A 21,156-nucleotide genomic window follows, 5' to 3' on the forward strand; every position below is an offset into this window, starting at 1 on the left:
TGTTTTTATTATACTATTTGTCAACATTTTTCATTATACCACAAAATGGAAAAGGCGGTGAAAGAAATCTGTAATTTGAAGGATTTCCTTCTAGTACTCAATGAAAATCAAAGTACAGCTTTGAGATTGCAGATAAAGCTGACATGGTTTAAAGAGATTTTCAAAGAGTATAGGCCATGGCCCCTGCCTGCAAACTATACATCTTGTGATAGGTTCCTCCCAGAGTCAAGAGTTCCTCATGGGTTCCACTCTCGATAATGCGTCCCTTATCCAAGACATAGATGCAGTTGGCGTCTTGAATAGTAGAAAGGCGGTGAGCGATAGCAATAGTTGTTCGGCCCTGTCTCATCTTCGCCAGAGAAGCTTGAACCAAGCTTTCTGTTTCAGAGTCAATATTGGCTGTCGCTTCATCCAAAATCAGGATTTTAGGCTGGCTGGCGACTGTTCTAGCAAAGGCAAGAAGCTGGCGCTGCCCAGTAGAGAAGCTCGAACCACGCTCGGAAACAGGGGAGTCGTACCCCTGAGGAAGTTCTTGAATAAAGGAATCTGCATCCACAAAGGCTGCCGCAGCCTGAACCTGCTCATCACTGATTTCTTGGTACATGGCGATATTGGACTTAATAGTTCCATGATAGAGGAAGGGTTCCTGTAAGACCAAACCGATGTTTTTTCTCAGCTCTTCTTGACTGAAATCCCTGATATCCACATCATCCAAGAGAACTCTCCCTGACTGGAATTCATAAAAGCGCATGAGGACATTGATAATCGAAGATTTCCCCGAACCTGTATGACCTACAAAGGCAATGGTTTCACCCTTGTTGACCGAAAAAGAAATATCATCCAGAATAGGATGTTTGCCATCATATGAGAAACACACATGTTCAAAACGAATATTGCCTTCTTCAACCTCAACCTGACTATTTTCTTGAAGAGGCTCATAGGTTGCCTCGTCAATCAAGGCAAAGACACGGCCTGCAGACACCATAGACGTTTGCAGGGTTGAAAAGTTTTGCGTTACTTCAATCAGAGGATCAAAGAGACGATTGATGTACTGGATAAAAGCATACATAGTCCCGACCGTTATCCCGATAGAAAGACCACGGTAGCCAAAATAGGCCATTAAGACAGTATAACCTAGGAGTTTCAACAAACTCATAGCAGGGCGCAACAAGAGGGCATCAAAGGCTACAGAGCGGTTGGCATAGACCAAGTGTTCTTGGTTAATCTCATCAAATTCTGCCTGCTGGCGCTTTTCTTGATTAAAGACCTGGATAATCCTAATTCCTTCGATATTTTCTGCCAGCTTACTATTGATATCTGACAAGAGACTTCTGGTTTTCTCGATAATCTTGACTGATTTTTTACGATAGAGATTGACCAAAAGGAAAATCAAAGGGAGAAAGAGCAGGACTAATGCTGTCAAACGAAAATCCAACACCAACATGGTATAAAGGGTTGTCAAAAAGATAAAAATTGCTGAGATAAAACTGGATAAAATCCCCGAAAACATATCACTGATTGTCTCGGTATCATTAGTCAAACGAGAGACGATAGAGCCTGCTGGCGTCTTGTCAAAATAAGACATGCCTAGCTTCTCCATATTGGCAAAGGCATCGCGACGAATATCCCTCACAATACTGTAAGACACCCGTACAAAGAGAAGATTTCCGACATACTGAACCAGAGTTTGCAGGATATAGAGACCATAGTAGGCCAGCAACACTGTCACAGCGAGTTGATTGAGATTGCTGAGATACTGGTCGATAAAGTGGGAAGCCACAAGGGGAATGACACTTTTAATGACCGTAGTCGCTAGGAGAAAGCTGAGTGCCAAAAAGGTCAGAAGACCATAAGGCTTGAGATAAGATATCAAGCGCTTCAATACAGCCCATTGTTCTTGTTTATTCTGCATCTTCTTCTCCCTTCATTTCCAGCTGCTGAGACTGGTAGGTTTGGGCATACCAGCCATCCAAAGCTAGCAAGTCTTCGTGCCTGCCTCGTTCGATGATTTGACCATTTTGCAGGACTAAAATCAAATCTGCATGGACAACTGCACTGAGGCGATGAGCCGTAATAATGGTTGTCTTGTCCTTTCGCGTCTCCTTAAGGTTGTCGATAATCGCATACTCTGTCTTGGCATCCACGGCCGACAAAGAATCATCCAAAATCAAGATATCAGGGTCTAAAATCATAGCCCGACTCATAGCCAGACGCTGCTTTTGCCCACCAGAAAGACTGACTCCCTTTTCACCAATCAACGTATCAAATCCCTGTGACATGGCTACAATGTCTTGGTAAACTTGAGCTAGCTTAGTCGCTTCCTCGACCGCTGAAATGGGCAAGTTAGGATTGCCAAAGCGAATATTGTCTAAAATCGAAGTCGCAAAGAGGAACTGGTCCTGAGGGACGTAGCCCATAAGACTACGAAGGTCTGTCAAACGATAATCGCGAATATCGTGACCATTTAGATAAATAGCTCCCTTATCCACATCGTACTCACGCAAGAGGAGTTTAATCAAGGATGTTTTCCCAGAGCCTGTCTGCCCAACCAAGCCCAGAGTTTGCCCTTTTTCCAAACTAAAGTGAATATCCATTAGCGTTTCCTCGTTTTCAAAAGCAAAGTTATCAATAGCATACTCCAAGCGCCCGTTTTCAATACCATCCAGAGGAAACTCGGAGTCTTTTACAGATGATTCCTGAGACAAAAGATTCTCAATCCGCTGGTAAGAAACCTTTCCTCGCTGAGTGATATTAAAGAGGAAACCAATAGCCATGAGAGGCCAGACCATCATATCCAAATAACTAATAAAAGTGACCAAATTTCCAACTGTAATCTGCCCCTCCCGAACCATCAAAGAGCCGACTAAGAGTGTTAAAACATAGGATAATCCAACAAACAAGAAAACCATTGGGTCAAAGAGTCTATCGTATTTCATGGTTTGGAGATTCTTTTGGAAGGTTAATTCATTGACTGCCTGAAAGGACTCCAGCTCATCTGCCTGATAACCAAAAGACTTGGTCACTTTGATACCTGATACAGACTCCTGAACCTTGTTATTGAGTTCAGAAAAGGCATCCTGTGACTCTCCAAAGACCTTATGAGTCTTTCTTCCCAAACGACTGGTCGCATATGCCATAAAAGGCAGGGGTAAAATTGCAACTAGAGTCATCTGCCAGGAAATGCTAAAGAGCATGGTCAGCAAAGTCACTAAAGCTGTAATAGAGGCATCCACCGCAGATATAACACCACCACCTGCAAGACTCGTCAAAGAATTGATATCATTGGTTGCGTGTGCCATCAAGTCCCCCGTCCGATAGGTTTGATAAAAGGCTGGAGACATCTTTGTAAAATGCTCAAACAAGCGAGACCTCATAATCCGCCCCAGACGGTAGGATGTCCCAAGAATATACATACGCCAAACATAGCGCAGATAGTACATACCAAAGGCCGCAAGAAGCAAGTAAAATAGGTAAATAAGTAGTTCATTCTGAATTAATTGCCCCGATGTGATAGCATCAATGATCCGCCCCATGACCATTGGGGGAATGAGGTTAAGGACAGAAACCAAGACCAAGGCCACAATTCCGACTAGATAACGGCGTTTTTCTAGCTTAAAAAACCACCAGAGTTTTTGAATAATGGACATAAAATTCCTTTCTAGTTCCAAATGGAAACCTGAGACTCCGACCCCAGGTTTTTCTTATTCATAGGTTACAACTGTAACGTCACCTTTGTCATACTCAGCGATAAAGATATTGGCTACATTGTCATGCCCTTGTTTGCCGAGATTATCAATCAACCACTCTTCGCTACAGCCAAGCGATTCCAAGACTTCTACTTGGATAACACCATCAGTCACAATTAGATACTTAGGATTTTCATCTCCCATTTGGACCACGATGAGTTGGTCATTTTGCTCCTGCACAGCTCGTTCAACTTGCTTCATCTGGAAAATCCCTTGGCTACGAAGTTTGAGGGTTACATCCACCCCAAACAAATCAACCGAACGACAGGCTTCTAGGTCAATCTTCTCATGTTTGATGAGGAGAGTTGGCTTACCATCAATCAAACATTTCACAAAACGAATATTATGAAGCCACTTGAGGGTCAAAACCAAAATAGTCCACATCAGTAAAATCACCTCGTACTGCAAAATGCTGATAGAACTATTGTAAATCACCCCACCAATGATAGCACAGAGAACATAATTCTGAATTTAATCTGTCGCAGAGTTAGGTGCTAAGTTCCCCTTTCCTGTCACATTGATAACAAAACAAGTGAGAAGAGCCCCAAGGCCAGTTCGATTACAATTTCCATACAGTTGAGTGTCACTTGTTTACCTTCACCAATTCAATAACGTCTGTTTGATGCAATTCTAATTTCTTTAAAAGATACTTATCTAATTCGCTCTCGTTCATGGCGTGGTAGAAATCTGAACCGACCTTGACAAGTTCTCCATCAGTAACTGCAGAAGTATTGACGTAAACTTCTGATTTATCCACTCCCAAGTCTTTAGAAACAACCTCTATGAAATGAAGTTTGAAATTGGTTGTTAGAGGCTTAATTGGTCTGATATTTTGAGATTGTCACCAAAAGCATGGCCATCAAAGTCAAGACAAAAATCATGACCAATTCACAAAATCTAGTCACCTTTTTTATCACGATACGCCTTGAAGGCAAAAAATCCTGTGATAGCTAGGAGCACAATCCCAAAGCCAACCATGATACCATTTTGCTGACCGATTTGGCTGAGTACATAGTCATAAGAGTAGAATTTCATGTATTTTCACTCCCTTTCATAAAATCATTCTTAATTATAAACAAAAGAGGATGATTTTTCAAACCATACGTTGGGGAAATAGACTTATCAGACCAACTTCTCTAACTAATGACTCAAATACCTGTTTCAAGATTCTAATTTTGATAATTGATAAGAATAGACACTAGGAATTATCACTACAAAGAAAAGTGTCAAGAAGAATACCCAGTAAACATATAGTTGCACAAAGGAATTTAGAAACAATAACAATCCTCCTAATACCCAAATTTTTCCAGCTAATCGATGTGTTTTTCTCCAGTTTTTATCACTCTCCAAGGTCCACGGAAGTCGAATACCGATTATATAATTTCGGTGTGTTTTTGGTAGATAATTTCCAATTACGATCATCACGACTCCCATAAAAATCTGAGCTAGTAGCCCACTCATCATAGAATAACCCAAAGATTCTCCGAAGATAGAAATCATTAATAGACAAGATATAAAAGGAATAATCCAGTAAATCAAAACTTGTATTTTTGAACTGATATTGCTAGATTTAGGATCCTTAATCATTAAAAATAGAAGCACCCAATGCATCAAAAGCATGAGAGTCGGTAATCCAAAGATAGCAGACATTTTATGATTGTAGCCATCTGCTTGACCCAGTAGATTAAAATGAGTGGGTATCTCCTCTGGTAATTGATTCCAGAAAACACAACCTACAAGGGAAGGTAGTAGGATGAGAATGCTCGTAAATAATACCAATTTCTTATTGATTTTTATCTTCATCAAAATGATCTCCTTTCAGATCTGCTAACCAAACCATTATATCCTCTAAAACCGATGTATTTAACTCATAATAAATAAAGTTTTTTTCTTTCATTTCATGAATCAAATCCGCTGCTTTCAAAATCGTAAGATGGTGTGAAATAGTTGCACTAGTCAACTCAAATTGACTGGCAATTTCTCCTGCAGGTAATCTACCTGTTTTGAGTAAATTCAAAATCTCTCTCCTAACTGGATGAGATAAGGCTTTAAAGCTATTTGCAAAACTCATAATGACTCCTTTCCCTCTGTAATATTAGTAGGGCTAGGACTAAGCAAGGTAGAACTGATAGTATTCCTGTCGGTGATGGGCCTAAAATCAAGAGGCTTGAAACTTTTTCTCCTGGTAATTGAAAGAGTAACCCAATACCGGCAGTTGCATTGATTGCCCCATGAAATAGGGCAGAAGCCCAGATAGAACCTGTCTTTTCAAACAACCAGCTCAACAATATTCCTAGGCTAAAACAAAATAGAAACATAGCAACAACTCCCAAAACGGGATAAGAAAAATAAGATAGTCCATAATTATAGCCTTGCAAATTGATTGGTAGATGCCAAAGACTCCAAATGAGACCAAGCAAGACATGAGTCTGGACTATTGAAAAGCGTCCTCTTAGAGCTGGGTAAAGATAGCCACGCCAACCAATTTCCTCTCCCAATGCAAAGAAACTATTAAGAAAAGGAGCGTAGGTCAAACTAGCTAGGATTTGAATCAAGGCCAAGAAAGATAAGGGGAACGGTGATTGAAGGACTCCTTTTTCTTGTAAAATAGCTTGAATAGATTCAAAACCAAGGCTGAAATTGCTAGGGAATAGAAGAAAATAAAGTCCTGCTCCTAAAAAACTGATAACTGCTGGGAACCAGATAGCTAGTAAGTAAAAGCGCCAGTTCCTCTTGAGATTCACGACTAATTTAGATTTGATTCCACTAGGTTGATTCGTGATTTTCCCTAAGAGAAAGACTGCAAGCGCAGGCATCCACATGGCTACAATACTAGCAAGTTGACTCCATGGAGAATTTAGACCAACACCACCTATCCATAGTGCCAACCATATTATCCAAGCAAGGGCATAAGCCAAGACCACAAAAAGAAGGATTGTTCTCTTATTTGACATATATGTAACTTCACTTTCTATTTAGATATTTTTCTAAATAACATTATACACCTTTCTATTCTAAACACAAGAGCTATTTAGATTTTTTTCTAAATAGTTTAGGAAATTTTTATTTTCTCAGGATAAAGTCTAAAGAGTAATTTTTCAAACCATACGTTGGGGAAATAGACCTTTTTTTGGTATAATAAAATCTATAATCTGAACGAAAAAGGTAACTTTATGAAACTTATCTCATGGAATATTGATTCCCTCAATGCTGCCCTAACTAGTGACTCAGCTCGTGCCAAATTGTCCCAAGAAGTCTTACAAACTTTGGTCGCTGAAAATGCTGATATCATCGCTATCCAAGAAACCAAGCTTTCTGCCAAAGGGCCTACAAAGAAACACGTGGAAATTTTAGAAGAACTCTTCCCAGGCTACGAAAACACGTGGCGCTCTTCCCAAGAACCTGCCCGTAAAGGCTATGCTGGAACCATGTTCCTTTATAAGAAAGAACTCACACCCACTGTCACTTTCCCAGAAATCGGTGCCCCTTCTACCATGGACTTGGAAGGTCGTATCATCACTCTAGAATTTGATGAATTTTTCGTGACCCAAGTTTACACTCCAAACGCTGGCGATGGTCTCAAACGCTTGGAAGAACGTCAAGTCTGGGATGTCAAATATGCTGAATACTTGGCTGAACTAGACAAAGAAAAACCAGTCCTTGCAACCGGTGACTACAACGTGGCCCACAATGAGATTGACCTTGCAAATCCTGCTAGCAACCGCCGTTCACCTGGATTTACCGACGAGGAACGTGCTGGATTTACCAACCTTTTAGCAACTGGATTTACGGATACCTTCCGCCACGTTCACGGTGATGTTCCAGAACGCTACACTTGGTGGGCACAGCGCAGCAAGACTTCTAAAATCAACAATACAGGCTGGAGAATCGACTACTGGCTCACAAGTAACCGTCTCGCAGACAAGGTCACTAAATCTGATATGATTGACTCAGGTGCTCGTCAAGACCACACACCCATTGTCATGGAGATTGAACTCTAAGGAGAAAACGAATGGACTATCAAGCTGTCATTCCTGAATTTGTAGTATCTGACATCGAAAAATCACGTCACTTCTACTGCGACCTGCTAGGATTCTCTGTCGAATACGAGCGTCCCGAGGAGAAATTTCTCTTCCTCTCGCTTGAAGACTGCCAGCTAATGCTAGAGGAAGGAACCCCGGAGGAACTGGCTAACCTTACCTACCCTTTTGGAAAAGGTGTCAATCTATCCTTTGGTATAAAGGATGTCCCACAACTTTATCAAAAAGTGATGGAAGCTGACTATCCTATCCATCGTCCCCTGACAAAAAGAGAATTTCGAGTAGGAGATAACTTTATATATCCCCATGAATTTGCGATTTTGGATCCAGATGGTTATTTTTTAAGATTTAGCGAGTAGAATAATAAAGGTTTAGCAAAAAATATTTCAAATCAGAAAAAGGCATATTGTCAGGTCTTGAAAAATCTTGATAATATGTCTTTTATGATGAAAAAATCTTCTAATACTCTTCGAAAATCAAATTCAAACCACGTCAGCGTCGCCTTACCGTACTCAAGTACAGCCTGCGGCTAGCTTCCTAGTTTGCTCTTTGATTTTCATTGAGTATAAATGTTAGCCAATAAGTTGATTTTTCTCCATTTTTATTATATTTGTTCGTTTTTTAAACCAAAACACTAACAAAACAGTTGATTTCTAAAGTGATTTAGTGTAAAATAAAAACATTGGCTCAAGCCTATTTAAAATTGAATATCATTTTACTTGTTTATGTCGTGAATTGGCACGACGTTTCTACAAGGTGCCGGAACACCTAACAATAAGTAAGTCAGAAGTGAGGTATGGTCGTTTTTGCCATGCCTATTTTGGGGACTTACTTAGAGATTAAGTAAGTCCTTTTTCTATTTCTTGCTAGAAACTATAAACAAGCAAATGGATTGGCTTTTAGACTTTAGGAGGTCTTATGAAATTATTAGAAGAGCGCATCCTCAAGGATGGGCATATCTTAGGTGACAACATCCTCAAGGTAGATTCCTTTTTAACCCACCAAGTTGACTTTAGCTTGATGCGAGAGATTGGTAAGGTTTTTGCGGAAAAATTTGCTGCTGCTGGCATTACTAAGGTTGTGACCATTGAAGCGTCAGGCATTGCCCCAGCCCTTTTTACAGCTGAAGCCTTAAACGTTCCCATGATTTTCGCCAAAAAAGCTAAGAACATCACCATGAACGAAGGCATCTTAACTGCTCAAGTCTACTCCTTTACCAAGCAGGTGACCAGCACCGTTTCTATCGCTGGAAAATTCCTCTCACCAGAGGACAAGGTTTTGATTATCGACGATTTCCTTGCTAATGGCCAAGCTGCTAAAGGCTTGATTCAAATCATCGAACAGGCCGGTGCCACAGTCCAAGCTATCGGTATCGTGATTGAGAAATCCTTCCAAGATGGTCGTGATTTGCTTGAAAAAGCAGGCTACCCTGTCCTATCACTTGCTCGCTTGGATCGTTTTGAAAATGGTCAGGTCGTATTTAAGGAGGCAGATCTCTAATGCAAACTCAAGAAAAACACTCGCAAGCAGCCGTTCTTGGCTTGCAGCACTTACTAGCCATGTACTCAGGATCTATCCTGGTTCCCATCATGATTGCGACAGCCCTTGGCTATTCAGCTGAGCAGTTGACCTACCTGATTTCTACAGATATCTTCATGTGTGGGGTGGCAACCTTCCTCCAACTCCAACTCAACAAATACTTTGGGATTGGACTCCCAGTCGTTCTTGGAGTTGCATTCCAGTCGGTCGCTCCCTTGATTATGATTGGGCAAAGCCATGGTAGTGGCGCTATGTTTGGTGCCCTTATCGCATCTGGGATTTACGTGGTTCTTGTTTCAGGCATCTTCTCAAAAATAGCCAATCTCTTCCCATCTATCGTAACAGGATCTGTTATTACTACGATTGGTTTAACCTTGATCCCTGTCGCTATTGGAAATATGGGAAATAACGTTCCTGAGCCAACTGGTCAAAGTCTCTTGCTTGCAGCTATCACTGTTTTGATTATCCTCTTGATTAACATCTTTACCAAAGGATTTATCAAGTCTATCTCTATTTTGATTGGTCTGGTTGTTGGAACTGCCATTGCCGCTACCATGGGCTTGGTTGACTTCTCGCCTGTTGCGGCAGCACCACTTGTCCATGTCCCAACTCCACTCTACTTTGGGATGCCAACCTTTGAAATCTCATCTATTGTCATGATGTGTATCATCGCAACGGTGTCTATGGTTGAGTCAACTGGTGTTTATCTGGCCTTGTCTGATATCACAAAGGATCCAATCGACAGCACGCGCCTTCGCAACGGTTACCGCGCAGAAGGTTTGGCCGTACTTCTCGGAGGAATCTTTAACACCTTCCCTTACACCGGATTTTCACAAAACGTTGGTTTGGTTAAATTGTCAGGTATCAAGACTCGCCTGCCAATCTACTACGCAGCTGGTTTCCTGGTTCTCCTTGGACTCCTTCCTAAGTTTGGCGCCCTTGCCCAAATCATTCCGAGCCCTGTCCTCGGTGGTGCCATGCTGGTGATGTTTGGTTTTGTATCCATTCAAGGAATGCAAATCCTCGCCCGTGTTGACTTTGCTAACAATGAACATAACTTCCTTATCGCAGCTGTATCCATCGCTGCAGGTGTCGGACTCAACAACAGTAATCTCTTTGTCAGCATGCCGACAGCCTTCCAAATGTTCTTCTCAAACGGAATCGTCGTAGCTAGCCTACTCGCCATTGTACTCAATGCTGTATTAAATCATAAAAAGCAATAAGAAAAAGAGGTGCGAGCCTCTTTTTTTGTTTATCACAAATTGATTATAAATACTATCAATCCCAATTCCCATCTAATATTTCTTTTATAAACTTCTTAGGCATCCAAAAGGAGTGTTTTGTAATCCTACGTCCATCTGGAAGTTCATCTGTATCAGATAATGAGCCTTTCCCAACAAATTTTCCTTTTTCAATTTCATAGTAAGCATTGGTAGCATGTAATTTCGTAAATAGAATTCTATTTATCTTACTTTGAGGGAAATTAGTTGAAACTTTATTACCATTTTGAGTTAATTTAACTCCGTCAGAAATAATTTGTCTAGTTTCCTGCCACACTCTTTGGATTTCTTCTAATTGTCTATCCTGAAATCCCCAAAATTTGATAGAATCTAATACAAATAGCTTAGGTTCAATTTCCTTAAAAATAACGAAAAGGAATCGTTTATTATAAATTTCATTATAAACATGTGATGATTCCCAACTATCTGTTTCTGCTAATTCTTTAAAACAATAAGTTTTAAATGGAGAGTCTTCCTTAGGTAAATTATTCTTATCTACTCGAATAACTCTCAAATTCATGTTTGCTTTTTGAAATTCTTTGGTCTTATCCAAATCCCCTGTCAAGCCTAAAATTTTTCTAATCAGAGTACTATTCTTACCTTTTGCCTTGGGATTCACTTCAAATCTATCATATAACTTTTGTTCAGAGAAACCTTTGTAGGAAAGAATCTTCTCTGCAATAACCTCAGTAAATGACTTTTTTTCACCCCTAAAATTAGCCAAAACACTTTCTTGATCTGATTGGTTAAAGATTTTATGATTAATCAGATAGGTCATATAACTTGATTTTAATTCCCAAGCTCTTTGTTTTGCTAATTCATGACTAAATGGTTGCTGTCTTAAATCCTTTCCTTTACCTGCACCTTTTGTACAAGTTGATAAATAGTTTCCATCTGATTCTGATAATTCATGTGCCTTTCCATTTTTGATTTTGTCTGTAATCTTCTGATAGTCTTCAAGGATGACTGCCATATCCTCCTCAAACCATTCATATAAAAATATTTTTTCAATGACATAGTCCTTCATTGTTTGATTGGGAATTAAGCCATTGTAAAACAATAACAAAATCTTTGCACATTTTTTCCATAAATGAGTGGAGTAAAAATCCTCTAAATTTTCCTCCATATAGTTTAGTATTGTTAATACAAGTCGTTCTTTTGCACTAAGTGTCCCATTTTTGTTTATCTTAAAAGGAGTAACTTTTAATTCTACACCTATTTTTTCAAAGTCAGCTTCCGAGTCACTATTTGGCTGATAACCATAGAAATATTTTTCAATATAATTCCCATACTGCCCTTTTGACTTCATACTAATTGCTTTATCTTGTACCTCAGAGACTACTCTATCATTATAATCGTCATATGATTTATAAAGCGAACGATTATACTCCTCCATAACATCGGAAAATTTTCTATTTAATAGTTTATGAGAATATTCAATAACACTATCGATATCTTCATCGTTATAGTTAAATAAGTTTTGATCCATTTTCTTCTCCTATCTTTTATATTATATCAAATTAAACTAAAGCAAACATTAATACTTGATCAATCATTGAAAATAGTATATAATGGATTAAACTGTAAAAAAATGAAGGAGAAAAGATGAAAGTTCTCGAACTATTTGCTGGAGTTGGCGGTTTTCGGATAGGATTAGAAAATGCCGATAAGCAACTCTTTAAAACAAAATGGGCAAACCAATGGGAACCATCTCGTAAATCTCAAGACGCATTTGAGGTCTATGATTATCACTTCCCCAATAGCGAAAACATCAATATTAGTATCTCTGATGTAACAGACGAACAATTTTCCAAAATGGATGCCGATATGATTGTCGGTGGTTTTCCTTGCCAAGATTACTCTGTTGCGCGTAGCAAGAAAGATGAAAAAGGTATTGAAGGAAAAAAAGGAGTTTTATTTTGGGAAATCATTAGAGCAACTGAAATCATTAAACCCAAATACTTAATTCTGGAAAACGTGGATAGGCTTTTAAAAGCGCCCTCAAAACAGAGAGGACGTGATTTTGCAATCATGCTAACAGCTTTTAATAACCTTGGATATTCTGTAGAGTGGAGAGTTATTAATGCTGCTGAGTATGGAAGAAGCCAACGAAGACGTCGTGTATTCTTTTTCGTATATCGAAATGATACAGTCTTTGCCCAAAAAAATGACAATCTTTACGAAAAAAATGAAGAAATCTTTGAAGAGAATAGGTATGATGACTATATTTTCAATCAAGGTCTATTTGCAAAACAATTTCCTATTAAACCTATAGCAGTTAAAAATCGTCATGTGTTTTATGAGTTACCAAATGATATAGTTGAAGTTTCAGATACTTTTACTGGTACTGTTTGGAATACAGGAATTATGAGACATGGAAAATACTATTCTATTGATACAGAACCTAATTACAATGGCAATCCTATCACTCTAGGAGAAATTCTTCAAGATGAGTCTGAAGTACCTGAAAAATATTTTTTAACTGATCAGTCAAAATTGGAAAAATTTCAATATCTTAGAGGACCTAAGAAAATTGAACGAACATCCTCTGACGGACATCAATACATCTATTCAGAAGGAGGAATGTCCCCTTATGATGATTTAAACCTTCCAGGACGAACAATGCTTACATCCGAAGGAACAGTTAATCGTTCCACACATTTATTATTTGTAAACAATAAATATAGATTAATTACACCCATTGAAGCTGAACGCCTTCAGGATTTCCCAGATGATTGGACAGCTAAAAAGAAATTGTCAGATGGATCTATTGTAGAGGTATCTGATAAAATGAGAATGTTTTTTATGGGAAATGCTTTGGTTACTGAGATTGTAAAAGAAATTGCTAAATTTATTAAAAAAATTGATTAATTTATCTGAAACTAAAAAAGAGGTGCGAGCCTCTTTTTTGTGTGACAAAATAAAAACATCTATCTAATCATATATGCTAGTGTCATAGTTCTGAAAATCATCTGAATCAAGAACAATTTCACAACTCTTATACTTTTCTCTTACAAGTCGTTCGGCTTCATCTGGATTTTCAGCCTCTATACTTACTAAACGTGATAAAGTTTCTGTAATTTCTACTGTATACTTTTTCAGTTTTAAATTGCTTTCCAATCATTCACTTATTAGCAATAATCTATATAGTTTTGGGCTTTCCAACCACTCTGGTAATTCATCTCCATATTCCCAGCTATATTTTTTATTCAATAAAAAAAGTTGTTTCTCATCACCAAACTCCATATTTTCAGACAACCACCTCACACAATCAGGGTCTGATAAAGTATAAACCATTACACATAAGTTTTCATAATTTCCGATACTTTCCTCTACCTTTAAATTCTATTATTTCTTTGTCTCTTAATATTTGAAGCTGTTGCCTAATCTTTTCTTTGATATGATTGTTCTTAACAAAGATATTTTTTAGGTCACTTTCAAAACGATACATATCTTCAAGGGTAAATTCTGAACCCTCTATCTTATCTATACAATTTAGAATTTCTATTGTCCAACCTCTTACTGAAAGAGAGTTCTTCCTTAAAAATAAACTTTGCTTAAATTCTTTTGTAACTTTTTCTGGATCTCTAACTTGTCCATTTTTCACAAAAAATATTCTTCCTTTAGAAAGTACTTGTGATAAATCAATGTTACAACCAATCCAACCTGCTCGTCTAGCAGTTGGCGCAAGTGGCTTCCTTTGAATAATTGATTTCGGTGTAACAAATTGCTTCGGAAGGACAAGAAAATTATTTACCTCAAAATTTTTTGTATAAGTTAAAAAAGAAATTAGAATTATTATCTACCTGCACACGCTCCATCATCGTTGCATAAGCACCATCATTGATTGTTGATGAAAAATTTCCTTTTTTGCTCTTTAGTTCAAACTCCTCACTACAATGATTACAGTAAAAATCTGCTACAGGTCTATTATTTTCAAAATGATTTAAAGGATTTTTCCCACAATTAGGGCAATAAGACTGACGATAAACCCAATCCTCCATTAAGATACGTGCCTTCTGACTATTACTTTTATAGGTTTCTACTAGTTCTAAATTAAATTGTAATTCCATTTAAAAATTCCTCACTAATATGAGAATTCACTCGATATAAGCAATTAAAATCTACTATAACTAGTATACCACATATATGTACCTATTACATTTGTATTTCATCATTCTCTTTTATATTTCCTTCTCACATATCTCATAAAATATACCCTAGTTCTTGAGCTAATTTTAAAGAAAAAGCATAAAATTGAGCTATATTCGCTGGTATGGTAATTGCCATGGCAAGTCCACCTGGTAATCCTGCAACAACAGAAGTCCCACTCGCTAATAAAACATTATCCCTAATACAGACATTAGCCACTCGATCTAAGATTTCTTAAGATAAGAGAGACGTTGGGTCTTGTTCTAATAAGGTAGGAATGTCCTGTGGATCTAATTCTTTGGAAAACTTATCCACTAAAAACTTCGAACGATCAACCTTAACAACAGGTAGTTTCACCACTTGTTGCAATACTTGCATAGCTAAGTCTTGTTCAGCCATATAAATACCTCTTTCTCTTGTATCTTTATCTCATAATATCACACTATCTAAATTTTATAAATCTTTTTAATAATTTTTAATACTCTTCGAAAATCAAATTCAAACTACGTCAGCTTCACCTTGCCCTACTCCAGTACAGCCTGCGGCTAGTTTCCTAGTTTGCTCTTTGATTTTCATTGAGTATAAGTCTAGAAAGATTCCCCCATCATGTTTTATTGCCTTTTTCTCCACCAAAAAAGAGGGTTGCCCCTCTTCTTTAGTTCTTATCCAGATTGCGTAGCATCTCGTCAATCTTGTTTCCATACTCGATGGACTCGTCTTTGACGAAGGTCAAATCTGGGATTTTGTACAATTTCAAATTGCGACCAAGTTCACGTTTGATGGTACCAGTTGCTTTTTCAAGCCCGATTTGGACTTTTTGGATATCCGAAGCAAGGTTACTCAAAATGGTGTAATAAACCTTGGCAACAGACAAGTCACCCAGCATCTGAACATCTGTGATGGTCACACCTTGGACACGTGGATCACGGACTTTCTTTTGCAAAATCTCATTGACTTCACGCTTGATTTCCATGCCCACACGATCTGTACGGAAATGATTTGCCATGATATTCCTTTCTCTACTTTGAACCAAAAGCTAGGCCAGCAGACCTAGCTATTTTAAACTTCTTGATTTTCAGTTTAAATTGAAACGAAGTTCAATTTGAAGTCATCTGCTTCTTTCGCCGTGGTGAAAGTGATGGAACTGATTTATCAGTCCCATCACAGGGGATTTTTGAGACCCTAGGCTCAAAAATAAGCAATGAAACCATCGGTTTGCTTGCGTCCCTCACCACCTAAGAAAGGAGCAAAAAATCTTATCTCTTGATTTCTTCCATGACATAGGCCTCAATCACATCATCAGTCTTGATATCATTGTAGCCATCGATCATCAATCCACCTTCACGGCCGTTTGTAACTTCCTTAACGTCGTCTTTATAGTGTTTCAAGCTTGCGAGTTCACCATCATAGATAACGACACCATCACGGATAACACGGACTTTAGAGTCACGGGCAACCTTACCGTTGATAACCATAAATCCACCGATAGTTCCCACTTTAGACACCTTGAAGGTTTCACGAATAACTGCTTCACCGATAACTTTTTCTTCGAATTCTGGATCAAGCATCCCTTTCATGGCTTCTTCCATCTCTTCGATAACCTTATAGATAATGCTGTGGAGACGAATTTCCACATCGTCAGCTTCTGCTTGTTGACGAGCTTGTGGTGTAGGGCGTACGTTGAAACCAACGATAAAGGCATTTGAAGCTTCGGCAAGGGTCACGTCAGATTCATTGATAGCACCGACCGCTGAGTGGACGATGGTCACTTTGACACCTTCCACATCGATTTTCTGAAGTGATGCAGAAAGGGCTTCAACAGAACCTTGTACGTCAGCCTTAATGATAACGTTAACAGACTTGAGTTCACCAGCTTTAAGGGTATCAAAGAGGTTTTCAAGGCTAACACGTTGGGTAGCTTGACGTTGTTTCATGAGGGCACGTTTGGCACGCTCTTCACCTGCTGCACGCGCAGATTTTTCATCTTCGTAGACAGCAAAGTGGTCACCCGCCATTGGCGCTTCGTTCAAACCTGTGATTGAAACTGGCGTTGATGGACCTGCTACCTTAACACGACGACCAAGGTCATTGGTCATAGCACGGACACGACCGAAGGTATTTCCGACAACGATTGGGTCTTGAACATTCAAGGTACCTTGTTGAACAAGAAGGGTTGCGACCGCACCTTTTCCTTTATCCAAGCGCGCTTCGATAACTGTACCGATCGCACGCACTGTTGGGTCTGCCTTGAGTTCTTGAATTTCAGCTACAAGAAGGACTGTTTCCAACAATTCTTCGATGTTTTGGTTGAATTTAGCTGAGATTTCAACAAATTCAGAATCTCCACCCCAAGCAGTTGACATAACTCCATGCTCTGCCAATTCACCGATAACGCGTTCTGGGTTAGCACCTGGTTTATCAATCTTGTTGATAGCTACGATGATTGGAACATTGGCCGCTTTTGAGTGGTTGATGGCTTCGATAGTCTGAGGCATAACCCCGTCATCTGCCGCTACGACCAAAATCGTAATATCGGTAACAGAAGCACCACGCGCACGCATAGATGTAAAGGCCGCGTGTCCCGGTGTATCAAGGAAAGTAATCTTCTTGCCATTTTCCACGATTTGGTAGGCACCGATATGCTGAGTGATACCACCTGCTTCACCTGTCGCAACACGAGAATTACGAAGGGTATCTAGGAGTGTTGTTTTACCGTGGTCAACGTGTCCCATGATAGTTACAACTGGTGGACGCTCAACCAATTCATTTTCATTGAGATAACCATCTTCGACAAAGAAACGTTCGATGTCAGCATTATCCACTTCAACCTTTTGTTTGGCTTCGATACCGTAATCCACCATGAGGAGTTCGATGGTTTCCCCATCCAAGGATTGGTTTTGTGTGGCCATGACACCCATCATAAAGAGTTTCTTAACGATTTCAGCTGGTTCACGTTTGATACGTTTTGCGATTTCCGCAACGGTCATACCATCTGTATACTCAAATTCTGTTGGCAATTCATGGAATTTACGCTCTGTAACAGGTTTTGGAGTCTGATTACGGTTGTTCTTGTTATTGCCTTTTTTGTTCTTTTTGTTGTTATTCCAGTTACTATTCTTTTGATTTCTCACTTGATTTTGACTACTTCGATTCTTTTGTTGTTTTCTAGGACCATCTTCTTCGTGATCATAATCGTCACGATTTTTGTCTGGTCGAGCTTGTTTCTTACGACGTGTATCCACTGGCGCTTCTTTAGCTACAGGAGCAAGTTCAACCACTGCTTGAACTTGCTGTTCTTGTTGCGCTTGTTCAGCTAACTTAGCCGCTTCTTCAAAGATTTCCTCTGGTTCCTTGCGTTTGTTAGCTTGAGCCAAGGCTTCTTTAGCAGCCTGATACTGCTTGAAACGTTCCTCACTTGAACGTGCATATTCAGCATTTTGCTCTGCTTTTAGGGCTGCTGCACGGGCTTTAAAGTCAACACGTGGAGCCGCTTGATTTGGACGTTTATCCTCTTGTTGACGGCGTTCATTTCCTCGATTTTGCTGACCTTGCTGTTTCTTAGCTTGATCATTAAAGCGACGATTATCGCGGTTGCCTTGACCTTGTTTTCCACCATTGCGACCGTCGTTTTTCTGACGGTTTCCGTTTTGTTGTTGGTCACGGTTATTGCCCTTATTTTGCTTGCGTCGTTCTGCCTGTTCTTTGGCACGAGCTTCACGCTCAGCCTTGAAATTACGACTTTGCGGTTTAGCTGCTACTTTTTCTGTTTTCGGAGCGACTGGCTCAGCAGGTTTTGCCTCTTCCTTAGCTACAGCTGGTTTAGCTGGCTCAGATTTTTCGGCTTTCTTTTCTGCACTTACTTTTGGTGCTGCAGGTTTTGCTTCTACTTTCGGAGCAGCTGCAGGCTTAAAGCTGGCAGCAATTTTTGCAGCGACAGCTTCTTCCACACTTGATGAGTGGCTTTTCACATCCAAGCCCAACTCTTTTGCACGCGCTACAACTTCTTTACTTTCTTTTCCAAGTTCTTTTGCGATTTCGTACAATCTTTTCTTAGACAAATCATGTCCTCCTCTTCTATTCCATAAGAGACCTCATTTTCTTTGTAAATCCAGCATCTGTTACAGCCAAAACCTTTCTCGATTTCCCGACTGCTATGCTTAATTCCAGTGTTGAAAACACGGTTACAATTTCCACTTGATAATAATGACTTTTATCTTGAATCTTCTTGGTCAGATTGGGTCCAGCATCATGAGCTAGAAAGACCAACTTGGCCTTGCCGTCTTGAATGGCCTTGACCACCAATTCTTCACCCGATATAATCCGCCCTGCTCGCTGAGCAAGTCCCAAGAGATTACTTATCTTTTGCTTATTCAAGTCCTAACTCTCTTCTTTTCACTTTGTGATCCACATAAGCGATCAACTCGTCATAAAAGCTTTCTTCCACTTCCATGCTAAAGCTGCGGTTAAAGACCTTCTTCTTTTTCGCCTCTAGGGCTTCTGCATTGTCTAGTTTGATATAAGCGCCGCGGCCATTGGCCTTGCCCGTAGGATCAATAAAGACTTGTCCTTCCTTGTTCTTGACAATGCGGAGCAAATCACGCTTATCAATCACTTCGTTAGACACAACAGACTTGCGCAAAGGGATTTTTCTTGTTTTCATCTTTCCCTCCTCTAGCAGCTTTTATTCTTCTACAGTATCGTTTTCTACTTCCAACTCTACTGAAGCAGCGTCTTCCATGGCTTCAAATTCGCTAGCAGACTTGATATCGATACGGTAACCAGTCAAGTGAGCCGCCAAGCGCACGTTTTGTCCACGACGACCAATGGCAAGAGAAAGCTTGTTATCTGGAACAACCACCAAGGCACGTTTGCTGTCGTTTTCATCAAAGATAACTTGGTCAACCTCAGCAGGAGCGATGGCATTGTAGATAAATTCAGCTGGATCTGCTACCCACTCGATAACATCGATATTTTCTTCGATTGGTACCATGCGGTCATTTTTAGCATCGTAACGAGCTGGGTGGAATTTGCTAGTAATCTTCTTAATATTAGCACCACCACGTCCAACGATTGTACCGATAGCATCCACGTTTGGATTGTGGCTACGAACAGCAACCTTCGTACGGTCACCTGCTTCACGAGCCACGCTCATGATTTCAACAGTTCCATCATAAACTTCTGGAATTTCTTGCTCCATCAAACGTTTGATCATTTCTGGATGGCTACGGCTAACAAAGACGTTCACACCACGAGGGTTGTCTTCAACCTTGTAAACATAAACTTCGATACGATCATGAGAAGCAAAAACTTCTCCAGGAATTTGGTCTTGTTTTGACAATTGGGCTTCGATGCTACCAAGGTTGACATAGATAAAGCGGTTGTCAAAGCGTTCTACTGTACCAGACATGATTTCTTGCTCATGTTCTTTGTAAGTATTGTAAGTGATGGCACGTGTTTGCTTGCGCATTTTTTCCATGATGGTTTGTTTGGCAGATTGGGCTGCTACACGACCAAACTCAGCTGGTGCTTCTTCAAACTTGATTTTGTCTCCAAGTTCATAAGCTGAATTAATGGCAAGAGCATCTTTCAAGCTGATTTCCAAACGGCTATCAAATACTTCATCAACAACTTCACGGACAGTATAAACTGTAAAGTTACCTGTTTTTTCGTTGAAGTCAATAGCTACGCTGTCTGACTGACCATAGCGTCTGCGATAAGCGGAACGAAGCGACTCTACTACTGCGTCGATGATGTCTTCTTTTTTGATTCCCTTGTCTTCTTCCAAAATGCGGAAGGCCTCTAGCATTTCTTTACTCATGTTTTCTTCACTTTTGAATCCTCAAAAGCTATCCTTTCTTTTTCTATAATTTAACTGCTAAACGTGCTTTTGATACTAAACTGTATGGAATTTGGACGGTTTTCTTACGCGTCTTGTCCATATATTCCATAGTCAACTCGTCCTCTTCGAAGGCCAACAAGGTTCCTTCAAAGACCTTTTGCTTATCGATGGCTTGGTAGAGCCCGACATGGATGTATTCCCCAACTGCTCCAGCAACGGCATCCTTGGTTTTTAAAGGACGTTCCAAACCTGGACTGGTGATTTCTAGGAAATATTGTTCTGGGAAGGGATCTGGCTTGATGGTATCTAGGACAGGACTGATCATTTCTGTCAAGTCTGCCGTGTCGTTCAAGGTAATTCCTTCAGGTTTATCTACAAAAATACTGAGAATCATGTCACTGCCAATCTTTCCATACTCGATATCCACGAGCTCGAAAGGAGCTTCTATGACAGGTTCTACAACTTCTCTGACTAATTCTACGATTGTTGCGATTGCGTCCACCTCCTCATAAGCAAGAGGCGAAGATATTTCCCCGCCTCACTTTTCATATTCTTACTCT

17 protein-coding genes, 5 pseudogenes and 1 riboswitch are annotated in these 21,156 nt (G+C 39.7%); of the genes and pseudogenes, 5 read left to right on the forward strand and 17 right to left on the reverse strand.

Translation table 11 applies throughout. The features are described 5' to 3' along the window. Positions 1-160 precede the first annotated feature (160 nt). The 7 genes and pseudogenes from HT687_RS00995 to HT687_RS01025 form a co-directional block, all read right to left on the reverse strand. Positions 161-1,912, reverse strand: a complete 1,752-nt coding sequence (locus HT687_RS00995) for an ABC transporter ATP-binding protein (protein ID WP_023935646.1) — start codon at positions 1,910-1,912, stop codon at positions 161-163. Continuing rightward, positions 1,902-3,647, reverse strand: coding sequence for an ABC transporter transmembrane domain-containing protein (locus HT687_RS01000; RefSeq protein ID WP_172924043.1), 1,746 nt, complete (start codon positions 3,645-3,647; stop codon positions 1,902-1,904). The genes HT687_RS00995 and HT687_RS01000 overlap by 11 nt, the downstream gene beginning before the upstream one ends. A gap of 54 nt (positions 3,648-3,701) precedes the next feature. Beyond that, positions 3,702-4,333, reverse strand: a pseudogene (locus HT687_RS01005) (DUF421 domain-containing protein). After that, positions 4,330-4,781: pseudogene (locus HT687_RS01010) on the reverse strand (DUF3290 family protein). Before HT687_RS01010 ends, HT687_RS01005 begins: the two co-directional pseudogenes overlap by 4 nt. A 126-nt stretch (positions 4,782-4,907) precedes the next feature. Further along, positions 4,908-5,549 carry an SdpI family protein gene (locus HT687_RS01015; protein WP_023935645.1) on the reverse strand — a complete coding sequence of 214 codons (642 nt, stop codon included), beginning with the start codon at positions 5,547-5,549 and terminating at the stop codon, positions 4,908-4,910. Then, positions 5,530-5,817: an autorepressor SdpR family transcription factor gene (locus HT687_RS01020; RefSeq protein WP_000006513.1), complete on the reverse strand. Its 288-nt coding sequence runs from the start codon at positions 5,815-5,817 to the stop codon at positions 5,530-5,532. Before HT687_RS01020 ends, HT687_RS01015 begins: the two co-directional genes overlap by 20 nt. Next, entirely contained in the window at positions 5,801-6,700 is a 900-nt protein-coding gene (locus HT687_RS01025; protein WP_000066794.1) for a type II CAAX endopeptidase family protein, read from the reverse strand. Before HT687_RS01025 ends, HT687_RS01020 begins: the two co-directional genes overlap by 17 nt. Before the next feature lie 219 nt (positions 6,701-6,919). Between HT687_RS01025 and HT687_RS01030 the strand changes: the two genes are divergently transcribed. From HT687_RS01030 to HT687_RS01045, 4 genes are all read left to right on the forward strand, one after another. Beyond that, complete coding sequence (locus tag HT687_RS01030) at positions 6,920-7,747, forward strand: exodeoxyribonuclease III (RefSeq protein WP_031233478.1); 828 nt, start codon at positions 6,920-6,922, stop codon at positions 7,745-7,747. Positions 7,748-7,758: 11 nt separating this feature from the next. Continuing rightward, entirely contained in the window at positions 7,759-8,145 is a 387-nt protein-coding gene (locus HT687_RS01035) for a VOC family protein (RefSeq protein ID WP_023935644.1), read from the forward strand. A gap of 340 nt (positions 8,146-8,485) precedes the next feature. Beyond that, a riboswitch (purine riboswitch) is annotated at positions 8,486-8,581 on the forward strand. A gap of 123 nt (positions 8,582-8,704) precedes the next feature. After that, positions 8,705-9,286: a xanthine phosphoribosyltransferase gene (locus tag HT687_RS01040; protein ID WP_172924044.1), complete on the forward strand. Its 582-nt coding sequence runs from the start codon at positions 8,705-8,707 to the stop codon at positions 9,284-9,286. Further along, positions 9,286-10,548: a nucleobase:cation symporter-2 family protein gene (locus HT687_RS01045; RefSeq protein WP_172922777.1), complete on the forward strand. Its 1,263-nt coding sequence runs from the start codon at positions 9,286-9,288 to the stop codon at positions 10,546-10,548. The genes HT687_RS01040 and HT687_RS01045 overlap by 1 nt, the downstream gene beginning before the upstream one ends. A 55-nt stretch (positions 10,549-10,603) precedes the next feature. Here the strand turns inward: HT687_RS01045 and HT687_RS01050 are convergent, their stop codons facing one another. Further along, entirely contained in the window at positions 10,604-12,094 is a 1,491-nt protein-coding gene (locus HT687_RS01050) for a Sau3AI family type II restriction endonuclease (protein WP_023935643.1), read from the reverse strand. Between the two features lie 116 nt (positions 12,095-12,210). Between HT687_RS01050 and dcm the strand changes: the two genes are divergently transcribed. Next, the gene (gene dcm / locus HT687_RS01055; protein WP_023935642.1) at positions 12,211-13,476 is read left to right on the forward strand and encodes a DNA (cytosine-5-)-methyltransferase; all 1,266 of its coding nucleotides are present in this window, start codon (positions 12,211-12,213) and stop codon (positions 13,474-13,476) included. Positions 13,477-13,539: 63 nt separating this feature from the next. On the opposite strand, the pseudogene HT687_RS11680 reads toward dcm, so the two are convergent. The 9 genes and pseudogenes from HT687_RS11680 to rimP all read right to left on the reverse strand — a co-directional run. Continuing rightward, positions 13,540-13,920 (reverse strand): annotated as a pseudogene (locus tag HT687_RS11680) (DpnD/PcfM family protein); the annotation flags it as partial. Beyond that, a pseudogene (locus tag HT687_RS01065) lies at positions 13,916-14,678 on the reverse strand (DpnI domain-containing protein). The pseudogenes HT687_RS01065 and HT687_RS11680, both read right to left, overlap by 5 nt. Before the next feature lie 139 nt (positions 14,679-14,817). Continuing rightward, positions 14,818-15,156 (reverse strand): annotated as a pseudogene (locus HT687_RS11685) (hypothetical protein); the annotation flags it as partial. Positions 15,157-15,412: 256 nt separating this feature from the next. Then, positions 15,413-15,763 (reverse strand): 30S ribosome-binding factor RbfA, encoded by a 351-nt coding sequence (gene rbfA / locus HT687_RS01075; RefSeq protein ID WP_001273597.1) that lies wholly within the window; start codon positions 15,761-15,763, stop codon positions 15,413-15,415. A 250-nt stretch (positions 15,764-16,013) separates the two neighbouring features. Then, the gene (gene infB, locus HT687_RS01080; RefSeq protein WP_023935641.1) at positions 16,014-18,815 is read right to left on the reverse strand and encodes a translation initiation factor IF-2; all 2,802 of its coding nucleotides are present in this window, start codon (positions 18,813-18,815) and stop codon (positions 16,014-16,016) included. A gap of 16 nt (positions 18,816-18,831) precedes the next feature. After that, on the reverse strand, positions 18,832-19,131 hold the full coding sequence (locus HT687_RS01085; protein ID WP_001041390.1) for a YlxQ-related RNA-binding protein: 300 nt from the start codon (positions 19,129-19,131) through the stop codon (positions 18,832-18,834). Next, positions 19,124-19,417 carry a YlxR family protein gene (locus HT687_RS01090; protein ID WP_000857562.1) on the reverse strand — a complete coding sequence of 98 codons (294 nt, stop codon included), beginning with the start codon at positions 19,415-19,417 and terminating at the stop codon, positions 19,124-19,126. The genes HT687_RS01085 and HT687_RS01090 overlap by 8 nt, the downstream gene beginning before the upstream one ends. Positions 19,418-19,438: 21 nt before the next feature. Continuing rightward, complete coding sequence (gene nusA / locus HT687_RS01095; protein ID WP_023932582.1) at positions 19,439-20,575, reverse strand: transcription termination factor NusA; 1,137 nt, start codon at positions 20,573-20,575, stop codon at positions 19,439-19,441. Positions 20,576-20,618: 43 nt separating this feature from the next. After that, the gene (gene rimP / locus HT687_RS01100) at positions 20,619-21,098 is read right to left on the reverse strand and encodes a ribosome maturation factor RimP (RefSeq protein WP_007284956.1); all 480 of its coding nucleotides are present in this window, start codon (positions 21,096-21,098) and stop codon (positions 20,619-20,621) included. Positions 21,099-21,156 lie beyond the last annotated feature (58 nt).

It is taken from the genome of Streptococcus sp. 1449, from assembly GCF_013276805.1.
In the GTDB taxonomy this organism is placed as follows: domain Bacteria; phylum Bacillota; class Bacilli; order Lactobacillales; family Streptococcaceae; genus Streptococcus; species Streptococcus pseudopneumoniae.